Annotated in this window: 13 protein-coding genes and 1 pseudogene; 11 read left to right on the forward strand and 3 right to left on the reverse strand. The window is 39.3% G+C overall.

Annotation, left to right across the window (positions count from 1 at the left end; translation table 11 throughout):
- Positions 1–12 precede the first annotated feature (12 nt).
- The 5 genes from M0R79_RS02995 (at position 13) to M0R79_RS03015 (ending at position 5,963) form a co-directional block, all read left to right on the forward strand.
- Positions 13–1,206, forward strand: a complete 1,194-nt coding sequence (locus M0R79_RS02995; protein ID WP_248416495.1) for a phosphoglycerate kinase — start codon at positions 13–15, stop codon at positions 1,204–1,206.
- A gap of 32 nt (positions 1,207–1,238) precedes the next feature.
- Positions 1,239–1,997 carry a triose-phosphate isomerase gene (gene tpiA, locus M0R79_RS03000; RefSeq protein ID WP_092572536.1) on the forward strand — a complete coding sequence of 253 codons (759 nt, stop codon included), beginning with the start codon at positions 1,239–1,241 and terminating at the stop codon, positions 1,995–1,997.
- The gene (gene gpmI / locus M0R79_RS03005; protein ID WP_248416494.1) at positions 1,997–3,526 is read left to right on the forward strand and encodes a 2,3-bisphosphoglycerate-independent phosphoglycerate mutase; all 1,530 of its coding nucleotides are present in this window, start codon (positions 1,997–1,999) and stop codon (positions 3,524–3,526) included. The genes tpiA and gpmI overlap by 1 nt, the downstream gene beginning before the upstream one ends.
- Positions 3,527–3,599: 73 nt before the next feature.
- Positions 3,600–4,898 carry a phosphopyruvate hydratase gene (eno, locus tag M0R79_RS03010; protein ID WP_248416493.1) on the forward strand — a complete coding sequence of 433 codons (1,299 nt, stop codon included), beginning with the start codon at positions 3,600–3,602 and terminating at the stop codon, positions 4,896–4,898.
- Between the two features lie 384 nt (positions 4,899–5,282).
- The gene (locus M0R79_RS03015) at positions 5,283–5,963 is read left to right on the forward strand and encodes an IS6-like element ISS1N family transposase (RefSeq protein WP_002319817.1); all 681 of its coding nucleotides are present in this window, start codon (positions 5,283–5,285) and stop codon (positions 5,961–5,963) included.
- A gap of 51 nt (positions 5,964–6,014) precedes the next feature.
- Here the strand turns inward: M0R79_RS03015 and M0R79_RS03020 are convergent.
- Both M0R79_RS03020 and M0R79_RS03025 read right to left on the reverse strand, forming a co-directional pair.
- A pseudogene (locus tag M0R79_RS03020) lies at positions 6,015–6,137 on the reverse strand (tyrosine-type recombinase/integrase); the annotation flags it as partial.
- Between the two features lie 292 nt (positions 6,138–6,429).
- Positions 6,430–8,361: a heavy metal translocating P-type ATPase gene (locus M0R79_RS03025; RefSeq protein WP_002320192.1), complete on the reverse strand. Its 1,932-nt coding sequence runs from the start codon at positions 8,359–8,361 to the stop codon at positions 6,430–6,432.
- Positions 8,362–8,659: 298 nt separating this feature from the next.
- On the opposite strand from M0R79_RS03025, the gene M0R79_RS03030 reads away from it, so the two are divergent.
- The 3 genes from M0R79_RS03030 to M0R79_RS03040 all read left to right on the forward strand — a co-directional run bounded on the left by M0R79_RS03030 (position 8,660) and on the right by M0R79_RS03040 (position 10,366).
- The gene (locus tag M0R79_RS03030) at positions 8,660–8,974 is read left to right on the forward strand and encodes an ArsR/SmtB family transcription factor (RefSeq protein ID WP_002320191.1); all 315 of its coding nucleotides are present in this window, start codon (positions 8,660–8,662) and stop codon (positions 8,972–8,974) included.
- A gap of 166 nt (positions 8,975–9,140) precedes the next feature.
- Positions 9,141–9,821, forward strand: coding sequence for an IS6-like element ISS1N family transposase (locus M0R79_RS03035; RefSeq protein WP_002319817.1), 681 nt, complete (start codon positions 9,141–9,143; stop codon positions 9,819–9,821).
- Positions 9,822–9,826: 5 nt separating this feature from the next.
- Positions 9,827–10,366, forward strand: a complete 540-nt coding sequence (locus M0R79_RS03040; protein WP_248416492.1) for a flavodoxin domain-containing protein — start codon at positions 9,827–9,829, stop codon at positions 10,364–10,366.
- A gap of 8 nt (positions 10,367–10,374) precedes the next feature.
- Here the strand turns inward: M0R79_RS03040 and brnQ are convergent, their stop codons facing one another.
- Positions 10,375–11,694 carry a branched-chain amino acid transport system II carrier protein gene (gene brnQ / locus M0R79_RS03045; protein ID WP_310795416.1) on the reverse strand — a complete coding sequence of 440 codons (1,320 nt, stop codon included), beginning with the start codon at positions 11,692–11,694 and terminating at the stop codon, positions 10,375–10,377.
- 179 nt (positions 11,695–11,873) lie between these two features.
- Here brnQ and M0R79_RS03050 point away from each other — a divergent pair, with 179 nt between their 5' ends.
- From M0R79_RS03050 to M0R79_RS03060, 3 genes are read left to right on the forward strand one after another with little or no spacing between them, the layout of a single operon-like run.
- Positions 11,874–13,490, forward strand: coding sequence for a VWA domain-containing protein (locus M0R79_RS03050; protein ID WP_248416491.1), 1,617 nt, complete (start codon positions 11,874–11,876; stop codon positions 13,488–13,490).
- Between the two features lies 1 nt (position 13,491).
- Positions 13,492–14,097: a 5-bromo-4-chloroindolyl phosphate hydrolysis family protein gene (locus M0R79_RS03055; RefSeq protein WP_248416490.1), complete on the forward strand. Its 606-nt coding sequence runs from the start codon at positions 13,492–13,494 to the stop codon at positions 14,095–14,097.
- On the forward strand, positions 14,094–15,152 hold the full coding sequence (locus M0R79_RS03060; RefSeq protein ID WP_248416489.1) for a type 2 periplasmic-binding domain-containing protein: 1,059 nt from the start codon (positions 14,094–14,096) through the stop codon (positions 15,150–15,152). Before M0R79_RS03055 ends, M0R79_RS03060 begins: the two co-directional genes overlap by 4 nt.
- The last annotated feature ends 5 nt before the right edge of the window (positions 15,153–15,157 follow it).

The raw sequence follows: 15,157 nt of genomic DNA on the forward strand, positions 1-15,157 counted from the left end.
GGAGCAAAAGATATGGCTAAGAAAACGATTCGAGATTTAAATGTAGATGGAAAAACAGTCCTAGTTCGGGTAGATTACAATGTTCCGATGCAAGATGGCAAGATTACCGATGATAAACGCATTCAAGCTTCTCTACCAACGCTCGAGTACTTAATTGAACATCAAGCCAAGATTGTTCTTTTTTCCCACATGGGTAAAGTTAAGAAGGAAGAAGATAAGGCAACCAATGATTTAAAACCCGTTGCTGAACACTTGAGTCAACTCTTAGACCAAGAAGTGATTTTCTCCCCAGATACTCATGGTCCAGTTTTGGAAGCAAAAGTCAAGGATTTAAAAGCTGGACAAATCTTACTGGTACAAAATACGCGTTATGAAGACTTAGATGGGAAGAAAGAATCAGGCAACGATGCTGAATTAGGAAAATATTGGGCCTCACTCGGCGATGTCTTTGTCAATGATGCTTTCGGTACAACTCACCGGTCTCATGCATCTAATGTCGGTATCGCTTCATATCTTGAGTCAGGTCTAGGTTTCTTAGTAGAGAAAGAAGTCAAATTCCTTGGCGATGCCGTTGACCAACCTGAGCGACCATTTGTGGCTATTCTAGGCGGAGCCAAAGTCTCAGATAAGATTAAAGTTATTGAAAAACTATTAGATAAAGCAGACAAAGTTCTGATTGGTGGGGGCATGGCTTATACCTTCTTTAAGGCTAAAGGCTATGAAATTGGTAAATCGATCGTTGAAGATGATCGTTTAGATTTAGCCCGTGATGTTATGGCCAAGGCAGGCGATAAGTTAGTCTTGCCAATTGATACAGTCGTAGCTGATCAATTTGCTAATGACGCGAAGACCCAACTGGTCAAATCTTCAGAAATCCCAGCCGATTGGGAAGGATTAGATATTGGCCCAGAGACGGTTAAATTATTTGCCGACATATTAGCAGATGCCAAGACGGTTGTTTGGAATGGACCTATGGGCGTCTTCGAAATGGAGAATTTTGCTAAAGGTACCAACGGTATTGCTGAAGCACTTGCTCAGTTACAAGATAAAGCCATTACCATTGTCGGAGGTGGCGACTCAGCCGCTGCTGTGACTCAATTAGGCTATGAAGATAAATTCAGTCACATTTCAACAGGTGGGGGAGCTTCGTTGCAATATTTAGAAGGTCAAGCTTTACCTGGAGTAGAATCAATTAACGATAAATAAGTTTTCTTTGCTAAGATGAAAGGATGAATTCAATGACACGCAAACCAATCATTGCTGGAAATTGGAAGATGAATAAGAATGTTGAAGAAGCTCAAGCCTTTGTGGAACAAGTTCGCAAAGACTTACCAGATGAAAAGAAAGTAGAAGCGGTAATTGCAGCGCCAAGTCTACTATTGGATCGGATGGTCAGTGCAGTGGGGGATAGCAGCTTGAAATTAGCTGCTCAGAATTGTTATTTTGAAGATGAAGGGGCTTTTACTGGAGAAACTTCACCTAAGGCCTTAGCTGATTTAGGTATTCAATATGTGATTATTGGTCATTCTGAACGCAGAGATTATTTCCATGAGACAGATCAAGACATTAATCAAAAAGCCCATGCGATATTCAAACACAAGATGTTGCCAATTATCTGTTGTGGCGAAAGTCTAGAACAACGTGAAGCCGGTGAAACGAAGCAATTCATTGAAGGGCAAATCAAAGCAGCCTTAGCTGGTTTGACCCATGATCAAATCCAATCATTGGTGATTGCCTATGAACCTATTTGGGCGATTGGCACAGGGAAGTCTTCTTCGGCTGAATTAGCCAATGAAACTTGTGGCCATATTCGTCAAGTCATTGCTGAAATGACCAACCCTGCTGTGGCAGAGGAAGTCCGGATTCAGTATGGGGGTTCAGTGAAACCTAATAATATCGCCGATTATATGGTTCAAGAACATATTGATGGCGCCCTTGTCGGGGGAGCTAGTTTAGAGGTAGATTCCTTCTTAGCATTATTGGGGGCGATTCAATAATGGCTAAAGCACCAGTCGCTTTAATTATCCTTGATGGATTTGGCTGCCGTGACGAAGTGAAAGGGAATGCGGTGAAGGCTGCCCATAAACCAAATTTCGACCGTTATTGGGCACAGTTCCCTCATAATCAATTGCGAGCAGATGGTCTAAATGTTGGCTTGCCTGAGGGACAAATGGGGAATTCAGAAGTCGGCCATATGAATATTGGTGCCGGTAGAATAGTCTATCAATCATTAACCCGGATTAATAAATCGATTGAAGAGGGCGGCTTCTTTAACATTCCTGAATTTCTTGACGCCATCGATTCAGCTAAACGTCAAGGAAAGTCGCTTCATATTATGGGTTTAGTCTCTGATGGGGGTGTCCACTCACACCAAAATCACTTGTTAGCTTTGGTAAAATTAGCCAAAATGCAAGGTTTAGACCAAGTTTATATCCATGCCTTCCTGGATGGACGAGATGTCGGACCCTCTACCGGACTAGGCTTCATCAAAGATTTGGAAGGCGAATTAAGTAAGATGGGTGTCGGTCAAATCGCCACCGTTTCTGGTCGCTATTACGCTATGGACCGTGATAAGCGTTGGGACCGGGTGCAACTGGCCTATAATGCAATCGTCCATGGGGTTGGCCCCGTCTATGCCAGTGCTGAGGAAGGCATTCAAGCTTCCTATCAACAGGAAGTATTTGATGAGTTTGTCGTTCCATTCGTGATAGATACTGATGAAGACCGAGCCAAGATTCAAGAAGGTGATTCAGTGATCTTCTTTAACTTCAGACCAGACCGTGCCATTCAATTGTCGACCGCCTTATCCAATCCAGAATTTCAAGGATTCGACCGCGGGGTTTATCCACGTCAACTTAACTTTATTACCTTCACTGAATACAGTGAGAGTGTGAAGGGACGAGTCGCCTTTAAGAAACTTGATTTAAAGAATACGATTGGAGAGGTTATTTCTAAGGCTGGTAAGACACAGCTACGGATTGCTGAGACTGAGAAATATCCCCATGTCACTTTCTTTATGTCTGGAGGACGTCATGAAACCTTTACTGGAGAAGAGCGCATTTTAATTAATTCACCTAAAGTAGCTACCTATGATCTCAAGCCAGAAATGTCAGCCTATGAGGTCAAAGATGCCTTAGTGGCCAAAATTAATGAAGATGTGATTGATGGAATCATTCTCAACTTTGCCAATCCAGATATGGTCGGTCATTCAGGAATGTTAGAACCGACAGTCAAGGCGATTGAAGCAGTGGATGAGTGTCTTGGAGAGATTGTCGATTTAATCTTAGCTAAAGGCGGAGCCGCAATTATTACTGCCGATCATGGTAATGCGGATGAAGTCATTGATTTACAAGGCCATCCGATGACGGCCCATACGACTAATCCTGTACCGATTATTATCACTAAGCAAGGTATTAAAGTGCGTGATGGCGGAATTCTAGCGGATTTAGCTCCAACTATGTTAGCTTTAATGGGCTTAGCCCAACCGAGTGAAATGACCGGACAATCCTTAATTGAACCTATTTAAAGGATAAATTTTGAATTTCGATAACAAAAACAATACAATAGTCCCAGAGACTTAAAATAAAGGAGAGACAAGAATGCCATATATTATTGATGTTTATGCTCGTGAGGTTCTAGATTCTCGTGGTAACCCAACTGTGGAAGTAGAAGTTCAGACTGATAGAGGTGCTTTTGGTCGGGGAATCGTCCCTTCAGGAGCTTCAACTGGAGAACATGAAGCCGTTGAATTACGTGATGGCGATCAAAGTCGTTATTCAGGTAAAGGAGTTAGTCAAGCGGTAGAGAATGTAAATACGGTTATTGCTGAAGCTTTAATTGGTTATGATGTTCGCCAACAACAAGCCATCGACCAAATTATGATTGATTTAGATGGCACCCCGAACAAAGGTAAATTAGGTGCCAACGCAATTCTTGGTGTATCTATTGCAGTAGCTCGGGCGGCGGCTGATTTCTCTGGTCTTCCTTTATACAATTACTTAGGTGGGTTCAATAGCAAAGTCTTGCCAACCCCAATGATGAACATTGTTAACGGTGGCTCTCACTCTGATGCGCCGATTGCTTTCCAAGAGTTTATGATTCTGCCAGTGGGAGCACCAAGCTTTAAAGAAGCCTTACGTTGGGGAGCCGAAATCTTCCACGCCTTAAAAGGCATTCTTAAAGATCGTGGCTTAGAAACATCTGTTGGTGATGAAGGTGGGTTCGCTCCTCGCTTCGAAGGTACTGAAGACGGCGTTGAGACCATTCTTGAAGCGATTAAGAAAGTTGGCTTAGAACCAGGAAAAGATGTCTTCTTAGGTTTCGACTGTGCAGCTTCCGAGTTCTATGAAGATGGCGTTTATGATTACACCAAATTCGAAGGTGAAGCAGGCGCTAAACGGAATGCAGAAGAACAAGTGGCCTATCTTGAAGAACTTGTCGATAAATACCCAATCATTACCATTGAAGATGGTATGGATGAAAATGACTGGGAAGGTTGGAAATTATTAACCGATCGCTTAGGCGATAAAGTTCAATTGGTTGGTGACGATTTATTGGTAACGAATACTGAGAAATTATCTCAAGCCATTGAGAAAGGTATTTCTAACTCTATCTTGATTAAAGTGAACCAAATTGGTACCCTAACTGAAACCTTTGATGCCATTGAAATGGCCAAACGCGCAGGTTATACTGCAGTTGTCTCTCACCGTTCAGGTGAAACTGAAGATTCAACCATTGCTGATATTGCCGTAGCTACTAACGCTGGCCAAATCAAGACTGGTTCCCTATCTCGGACTGACCGAATTGCGAAATATAACCAATTACTACGCATTGAAGATGAGTTGGGCGAATTAGCCAAATACCAAGGCATCAAATCATTCTATAACTTGAAGAAATAAACTCAATAGCTTAAGAATATGAGTCTGTTGCGTAAAACGCATATAAATACGCCTTTCTATAAATCGTAGAAAGGCGTATTTATATTATCGTATTATATATTAAAGAAACATTCACTTTGATGTTTTTCCTAGATTTATAAGAACTTTTATTTTAATTTATTGATGGCTAAGCGATTATTATAGGCTAAGTTAAGCAGATACTTGTACAAGGGTACAATATTTGTTGATTTAGGAAATTCTAATTTGAGTGTATTAAAAATTTCAGTACGAGATTGTAAATTGACATTCTCTAAATAAGTGATTTCAATTTCGGTTCTGTTGCAAAGTTTTCCAAAAAATCTATTTTAGTGTAAAATTGAGAAAAAAGACAGAGAGGACAGAGTAATGAATCATTTTAAAGGCAAACAATTCAAAAAAGACGTCATTATTGTCGCTGTTGGTTACTACCTGCGTTACAATCTAAGCTATCGTGAAGTTCAGGAATTGTTATATGATCGTGGAATAAATGTTTGTCATACTACGATTTATCGTTGGGTGCAAGAGTACAGCAAAGTCCTCTATTATCTTTGGAAGAAGAAAAATAGACAATCCTTCTATTCATGGAAAATGGACGAAACCTATATCAAAATTAAGGGACGTTGGCATTATCTTTATCGTGCAATTGATGCGGACGGCTTAACCTTAGATATCTGGTTACGAAAGAAACGGGATACGCAAGCAGCCTATGCTTTCTTAAAACGACTCCATAAACAGTTTGGTGAGCCGAAAGCAATTGTGACCGATAAAGCACCTTCTCTTGGCTCCGCCTTTAGAAAGTTACAGAGTGTGGGTTTATATACTAAGACAGAGCACCGAACTGTGAAGTATCTTAACAATTTAATAGAACAAGACCATCGACCTATTAAACGACGAAATAAATTTTATCAAAGTCTCCGTACAGCCTCTTCCACGATTAAGGGCATGGAGACCATTCGAGGAATATATAAAAAGAACCGAAGAAATGGAACGCTCTTCGGCTTTTCGGTGTCTACTGAAATCAAGGTATTAATGGGAATAACAGCCTAAGATATTTGGAGTTCAGAGAGGGCGCGTTTGATTTTCAAACTTCGCAACAGAACCGCTATTAATGCCGATCAAAAACAAGAAAACGTCGCGTTCGGCGTTTTTGTTGCGTCTCAAACAGAATAAAAAGTCGTTGATTTCTTGCTGCGTTCGTAATGGTTGTACATTATAACTTATTGAAATGGTCTCTCCTCTCACAAAAAGGATACATGATTTCATTCATTATACCACGAAATCGTGTATTGGACACCGGTATAAAAAAAGAACCCTATAGATATAGGATTCTCGATACACGATTTTATACAATTTCATGTATCTTATATTCAACCCGCGCCACAAGAGTATGGTTGATATATCATTTTGACTTTGAACATCTAGATAAATATAAACAAGTAATAGAGATAAAAAATGTAGTGTAATCCTTAATTATCTCTATTACTCGATTAATTTGAAGTTGTGCAATCATTCTTTAGACTGCCTTTAGCAATCGAAGTCCATTCAAAATAACAACCAAAGTACTTCCTTCATGAATAATGACACTGATTGCAATATCCGTTAAGCCTAAGAAACTAACGACAATTAAAAAAGCAACAACGGCCATTGAAAAAATAATATTCTGCCAAATAACACGGTTCATTTTCGAAGAAATATTATGAGATTGTACCAATTTAGATAAATTGTTTTGCATTAAAACTAAATCAGATACCTCTACTGCCACATCAGTCCCATCTCCCATAGCGATTCCCACATCTGCATTAACAAGAGCAGGAGCATCATTTACACCGTCTCCAACCATGGCGGTCACGCCGTATTTTTCTTTTTGTTCGTCTATAATTCTGGATTTGTCTTCCGGCATGACATTCGCAATCACTTCATCTATTCCTAATTGTTTAGCAACCGCTTTTCCCGTCATTTCTGAGTCACCAGTAATTAATGTGGTGTGTATACCTTGTTTCCTAAAATATTCAATGGTTTCTTTAGCATATTCACTCGGAACGTCCATAAGGGCAATAAGGCCTATAACCTCTTCATCTACTGCTACGTATACGACTGTCTTACCTTCTGACGCCCATTCATTATTTAAACGACTATATTCATCTGAAACATCATCAAACGAAGTCGGTTTTCCTATACGATAATTTCTCCCTTTGTAATCTCCCGTCAATCCTTTACCAATTTGGTTTTCTACTTCAATAGTTAGTTTGTTTTTTTGCTCAAACTTTCTTAGAATAGCATCTGCTAAGGGGTGATTGGATTCTTTTTCAAGAGCTACTACGATATCAATCATGTTTTCTTCGTTCACGGAATCAGCAAAATAATAATTGGTTACTTCAGGTTTTCCTTTGGTCAAGGTGCCCGTCTTATCAAATGCAATTGCTTTAATATCGGCTAATTGAGACAGGTAAGAACTACCTTTTGAAAGGACTCCTTTTTTGGCTAAATTAGAAGTCGTCGATAGCGTTGCCGAGACAGTAGCTGCTGCTAAAGCACACGGTGAAGCTGCAACTAAAAGGACCAATCCTCTATAGACACTTTGTGACCATGTCCAATCAAGTAGAAAAGGAGCCAATAACATGAATAGAGGAATGGCAATTAAAACAACTGTGACATATTTCGGTTCAAATTTTTGGATAATACTCGCAGCTTTTGTTTGGTTATCTTGGTTCTGATTCACTAATTGTAAAATTTTTGAAAATACTGTATCTTTGTTTTCTTTGGTGACTTTCATCGTGAAGGTACCTGTTCCATTGATTGTACTCCCGAAGACGCCATCTCCTTTGGATTTCTCTTTCGGGATACTTTCTCCATTAATAGACGACTCATCAATGGATGTAGATCCAGACAAAATGACGCCATCAATAGGTACTTGATCGCCATTCAACACTTGAAGTTGATCTCCCACTTTTAATTCACTGACATCCACATTTTTTGTACTACCATCAGGCAGGATTAACCGGGCAGTCGTTGGATTCATTTCGAGTAATTTCGTTATTTCTCGTTTGCTTCTTCCTTCTGCATAATCTTCCAAAAAATGTGCGCCAGAAAAAATAAGAATCAATAATGTTCCTTCCCAAAAATTCCCCATCAAAGAAGCTCCAATTGCCGCTAATCCCATTAAAATATGAGAATTAGGTATGAACTTTTTTTGTGCTTTTGAATTCTCAATTGTTTCTCCAAGGCCTTCAAGAAGAATAACGTGATACCCGGCACTGATTGTAGCGATTGAGAACAAAACATTTTGTACCAACTGATAATCTTCATTCAAAAATAGAGCAATCACTGCTAATGCTAAACCAACAAAGTACAAAACGACTGGCATTTTCCCATGATCATGGTCGTGATCGTGGTTGTGATTATGATTATGCTTTTCTTGAGACTGTTGTTCTTGGATAGTTTCCACTTCTATTGCCTCCCTATATAATTTATAATTCCTTTGTTTTCCATCATTTACTTCTTGAATCACATAAATTTCTGCTATTTCTGACTCCTTTCGTTTATTCCGAAAGTAAATCGTAATGAATCCACTTTACATATGACTAATTAATCATATGTTTGTATACTCATTTTATATCGCTATATACATTTTGTCAAGATAAAGAGAACGCCACTTCTCTTTTATAAACAAAAGATTAGCATTGTTTCGCTCATATGGTAATATAGATATGAACGAAAGGTCATATGAAAGGAATAAAAACACTATGGATATAAAAACAACTTCTCCAATCGATAAAGGATCTATTCTGTCAATAAGCAAACTATTTAAGGTGATTAGTGATCCTACACGATTGTCGGTTCTCTTTCTTTTACAGAAAAAAGAGTGTAGTGTTGGAAATATCGCTATTTCTCTGGACATGGAACAGTCCGCTATTTCTCATCAATTAAAAACGTTGAAAGACGCACGCTTAGTGAAATCAAGAAGAGAAGGAAAAAGTATGCTTTACAGTTTAGATGACCTTCATGTTTTTAGTATTCTCGAACAAGTCTTAACTCATGTTAATGAATTAGAAAAATAAAACCAATTAGTATGTAGCATACAAACTTAGGAGGTTTTTAAATGTCAAAATCAGATAAAGACCATAATCACTCGAATCAGAATCAACCGAAAAGGTTCTGTTGCAAAGTTTTCCAAAAAATCTATTTTAGTGTAAAATTGAGAAAAAAGACAGAGAGGACAGAGTAATGAATCATTTTAAAGGCAAACAATTCAAAAAAGACGTCATTATTGTCGCTGTTGGTTACTACCTGCGTTACAATCTAAGCTATCGTGAAGTTCAGGAATTGTTATATGATCGTGGAATAAATGTTTGTCATACTACGATTTATCGTTGGGTGCAAGAGTACAGCAAAGTCCTCTATTATCTTTGGAAGAAGAAAAATAGACAATCCTTCTATTCATGGAAAATGGACGAAACCTATATCAAAATTAAGGGACGTTGGCATTATCTTTATCGTGCAATTGATGCGGACGGCTTAACCTTAGATATCTGGTTACGAAAGAAACGGGATACGCAAGCAGCCTATGCTTTCTTAAAACGACTCCATAAACAGTTTGGTGAGCCGAAAGCAATTGTGACCGATAAAGCACCTTCTCTTGGCTCCGCCTTTAGAAAGTTACAGAGTGTGGGTTTATATACTAAGACAGAGCACCGAACTGTGAAGTATCTTAACAATTTAATAGAACAAGACCATCGACCTATTAAACGACGAAATAAATTTTATCAAAGTCTCCGTACAGCCTCTTCCACGATTAAGGGCATGGAGACCATTCGAGGAATATATAAAAAGAACCGAAGAAATGGAACGCTCTTCGGCTTTTCGGTGTCTACTGAAATCAAGGTATTAATGGGAATAACAGCCTAAGATATTTGGAGTTCAGAGAGGGCGCGTTTGATTTTCAAACTTCGCAACAGAACCCTTGCCGACAATATGCGGAATGGATTAGTGAAGCTTTAGATTGTATTTTAGTTAAAGCCGATCAGGTACAGGCGGTGAATGTGTCTGATTATGACTTGATGATCTTTGGGGCGCCAATCTATGCAGGGAGAATTGACCATCATCAGTTCTACGACTTAAATCCCGCTGCTAAATTAATTATTTTTACCGTAGGGATGGTAAATCCGGATGAAATAGATTTTGAGCCCTATTTACAAAGAAATTTCCCTCAACATGTTATTGAACGTGCTAAATTCTTTCATTTCAGAGGAGCTTTAAATTTTGCCAATTTGTCTTGGTATCACAAGCTATTACTTTGGGCCATGAAAAAATTCCATCTAGACAAGATGGAATTTGAAGAGTTGAAGCCGGAAGAGCGAGTAATCTTAGAAGCTTATGGGCAATCAACTTCTTATCTCGATCGTTCTTCGATTCAGCCTTTGATTGATTATGTGCGTCGTATGGATGTATAAGTTGGTTATCAGGATTTAAGCGGTCGTTGTTGTAGAAAGATTTGCCAAGCAGTAAACAATAGACCCGTGACTACACTAGGTAAGACCCATTCGAACCCGTATTGATTCAAGGGTAATTGATAAGTCCATTTAGCCAAGCTTTCCAATAATGGCAGGCCTTGCATCTGGCCAAACATATAAATCGCTTGGATCACCCCGATGACGAAGGCTCCTGAGACTGCGCCTAGATAAGTCCAATCATAAATGATGTAACGATCAAAAATGGATAAGAAAATCAGAACAATTACTACAGGATAGATGGCTGATAAAATCGGCACGGCAATGTTAATCAAAGCATCGACACCCAGTAGCGAGATGATAAATTCAATGGCAACTGTCAAGATGACAATCTGGCGATAGCTAAATTTATCCTGACTAACTTCTTCGAAGAACTGGCCACAGGTTGAGGTTAAGCCCGTTGATGTGGTTAAACAAGCAAGGGCAACGACCAAGCCCATGGCGAGTTTACCCCAACTACCTAAGAGTTGTTCAATCATTTGAATCAGAATCGTGGTTCGCGGTGTATCGGCATGATAAAAAGCCGAAACCGTTGATCCAGCGTAAGTTAAACTAGCATAGACGAGGGCGAGTAGGATAAAAGCAACGACTCCAATCCAAATACTGGCTTTAAGTTGTTGCTGTCTTTCCTGGTAACCTCGCCGTTTCAAATCATTGATGACAATCCCAGTCATCAATGAGGCTCCTAAAGCATCCATGGTCTGATAGCCTTCCCGAAAACTTAAAGCAAATAAATTCTCTGTGGACGTCTGTACCATTTTTGCTGGGGGATTGACTAGCGCAGCGATAAAGACGGCGATAAGAATGATAATTAAAGAAGGTGTTAAATACTTGCCGATAAAATCAATCACTTTACTTGAATTTAAGGCTAAGTATAAGGTTAAACCAAAGAAAATGAGTGAAGTTATCACTTGAGGAGCTTGAGGGAAAAAAGATTGAACGAATATTTCATGAGTGGTCGCTCCAGTTCTTGGCACTGAAAAGAAGGGACCAATTAACAAAATAGCGATGCCACCGATGATTTTGGCAAAGCCGGGACTAACCCTCTTGCCCAAATCTTGTGACCGTCCGCCGATAAAAGCGGTCACGATTACCCCTAAAATCGGTAATAAGGGATCCGATAAAATAAAGGCTAAAGTGGCTGTCTGCCAACGATCTCCGGCAATCACACCCAGATAAGGGGGAAATATTAAATTACCCGCACCAAAGAAGATAGCGAATAGGGCAAAACCACAGATGATAATGTCTTTCTTCTTAATATTCATATCCATCACTCGACTTTTCTATAGACTTTCAAAGATTTGTTAACTATTTTATCATATTTTCTTATAAGATGAAGGATAAAAAAGAAATATATGATAATTTAATGAGATAATCTGTTTCTCTTTACATATTTTTTACACAATAGAGGAATAAAGCACAGTATAATAAGATTAAAGGAGAGGATCTTATGAAGCGACATCGAATATGGCTGTTATTGTGTAGTCTATTATTTATTGTTGCCTGCACCAATGATAATGAAACTTCAACCGATAAGGGTGCAGACTTTGTTGCCGATGGCCATGGCCGTCAGACTTTAAGAATTGTCAGTGGGTCAGAGAATAAGGAGTTAGAGCCGATTCTTAAAGATTTCGCTAAAGAATATAAATACAATCTTGAAATGGATTATTTAGGTTCGCTCGATATTATGCGACTATTACAAGCCGAGGAAACCAATTATGATGCGGTGTGGCCCGCGTCTAGCATTTGGTTAAATTTAGGCGATCAGGCCCATCAATTAAAACACGCTGCCACGATTTCAGTTTCGCCGATTGCTTTTGGGATCCGTGAGAGTCTTGCCAAAGAATTAGGTTTTGTCGGTCGTGATGATGTCAGTATTCAAGAAATCATGACGGCAATTGATGCAGGCAAACTGAAATTTGCCATGACTTCGGCGAGTCAATCGAATTCTGGTGCGTCAGCTTATTTGGGTTTTCTCACTGCCTTGGCTGGCAAACAAGAACAAGGTTTAGCGGCCGAAGATTTGCAAAATACAGATTTACAGGACAAAGTGACCCGTTTGCTCTCCGGGGTCAATCGTTCTTCAGGAAGTTCAAATTGGCTAGTCGATCTATTTATTGATTCCAATTATGATGCCATGGTCAACTATGAAGCTCTCCTGATCCAAACTAATCAAAAATTAATCGAAGCAGGTAAAGAACCTCTTTATCTGGTCTACCCTAAGGATGGTTTAGCGATTAGTGATTCGCCACTAGCTTATATTGATCAGGGCGATGATAAGAAGGAAGAGGCTTTTCTTGAATTACAAAATTATTTGTTAACGGATGAGGTGCAATCAAGGATAGAAGCAACTGGAAAGCGGTCAGCTTTTGGCCAAGTACGCCAAGAAAATCGCTCCATCTTCAAATCCGAATGGGGGATCCAATTAGATCAAGTCCTCTCACCCATTAATTATCCTCAAGCTCCTGTGATTCTTGAAGCCTTAAACTTATATCAGACTCAATTTAAGAAGCCTGCCTTAACCATCTATGTCCTAGACTACTCTGGCTCAATGTATGGTGAGGGACGTGATCAAATGGTTGAAGCTTTGAACAAAGTATTAATTCCAGAAAATGCGGCTGAGAATTTATTGCAAGGGACAAGTAAGGATCAAACCTATATCGTGGCCTTCAATGATGATGTCGTAGCTGAAGAACATGGTCAAGGCAATGGGGAAGAGCTTCTTTCACTTTATCAAAAAGCTGAACGAATTAAGGCAAATGGAAGTACGGCGATGTATACTGCATTGAGTCGGGCTTTAGAAATTATCCAAAGTGATTATCAAGATACCATCCAAGATTATTCGCCAGCGATTATTGTCCTCTCAGATGGCCGAGCCAATGATGATGATAGTCATTTGATGGAGCAATACCAAGCCTTAAATATGGATATTCCTATTTTCTCAATTATGTTTGGCGATGCCTATGAGGATGAATTACAAAGCTTAGCCAATTTATCGAAAGCACGGATTTTCGATGGGCGGAAAGATTTAATCGAAGCTTTCCAAAGTGTGAAAGGATATAATTAAGATGACACGACAGAATTTATGGGCGGGAATCTTATCAAGTCTCGCTTTTCTTCTTATGTTTTTACTATTTAAATGGTACTGGTTGATTAGTTTGTTATTAGCTGTGGGAATATTTATTGCCGTGTATTTAATCAGTCAGCCAGCGAATAAAATAGGTGATATTGACCTGGACAACTTAAAAAATGGTTTGGAAATAAAGGATTTATATGTGGCAGCCCAACAGGATCTGCAGAAGATGAAAGAAGATCATCAAGCCTTGGCCAACTCAAGGCTGAAAGACCAGGTTCAACATTTAATTCAAATTGCTGATGATATTATGCTTTATCTTGCTGACCATCCCAGAGAAATTTCCAAATCTCGTCATTTTCTGGAATATTATTTCGAGACAGCAGCTAAAATTATCAATAATTATCATCAAATTCATTTAACCCACATTTCAAATCAAAAATTAGAACAGATAGGACAGAAAACATCGGAATCTGTCAGCTTACTTGATCAAATTTTTACTAAGCAATTAGAAGCCTACCACGAAGATAAACTCTTCGCCTTAGAAATTGAAACAGATTTATTAGAAAAGACCATTAAATTAGGAGGAGATTTACGGTGAAGTCCAAATTTTGGGGTGTGCTGATCCTGCTAGCCGTAGTGATCTCAGCCATCGCTTATAGTTTATTCCGGAGCCAGTCCCAACCTGAAGCCAACTTGAATGGCTATCTGGGAGGAGAGAAGTCGGGGCTTTTTAAGAATGAGGACTTTAAGAAGCTCATCAAGAAGAAATACAATTTGACTTTGGACTTTCATGTCAATGGATCCTATGAGATGATCCAAGGCGATTTTTCTCAACAGGATTATCTTTTTCCCTCCAGTCAATTAGCCTTAGAACTTTTTAAAAATCAGGGGAACTCCGCCAAGGATGATGAAATTGTTCTGAATACTCCGATTGTTCTTTATTCACGTAAATTAGTGGTAGATGCCTTAATTAAACAGGGGATCGTCCAACAGGAAGCCGGGACCTATTATGTGGATATGCCTAATTTGGCCCAATTAATCAAGGAGAAGAAGACTTGGCAAGATGTGGGATTAAATGCGTTAAATGGTCGCATCTTAGTCGCTACCACGGACCCTAATAAATCAAATTCAGGGAATATGTTTTTAGGCCTATTAGCAAACGCCTTGAATAATAATCAGGCTATGGATCAGCAAAGTTTAAGTGATATTTTGCCTACCATTCAACAGATTTACCAGGCCTTAGGGTATATGCAAACCTCTTCGTCAGATATGTTTAATCAATTCTTGCGTTTAGGGGTGGGGGCCTATCCTTTGATTGCTGGTTATGAGAATCAACTCCTCGAGTTCTCAAAACTTCAACCAGAGACCTATCAACAAGTCAAAGACGATATCATTATCTTGTATCCAAGGCCGACGGTCTGGTCCAGTCATGTCTATATTGCTTTAAATGACCAAGCTCAAGTGGGTATTGAAGCCTTGCTCGATGAAGAAGTACAGAACCTAGCCTGGAAGGAACATGGTTTCCGCACCATCGTCGCTGGAACGGGTGATGTGAATGAATTTAGTGTGCCAGGATTAGCCAAAGAAGTAACTCAAATCATGCCGATGCCGAATTTTGAACTGATGCAGCAACTGATGGACGCCATAAAGTAGGAGGA

It is taken from the genome of Ignavigranum ruoffiae, assembly GCF_023195815.2.
Taxonomy (GTDB): Bacteria; Bacillota; Bacilli; order Lactobacillales; family Aerococcaceae; genus Ignavigranum; species Ignavigranum ruoffiae.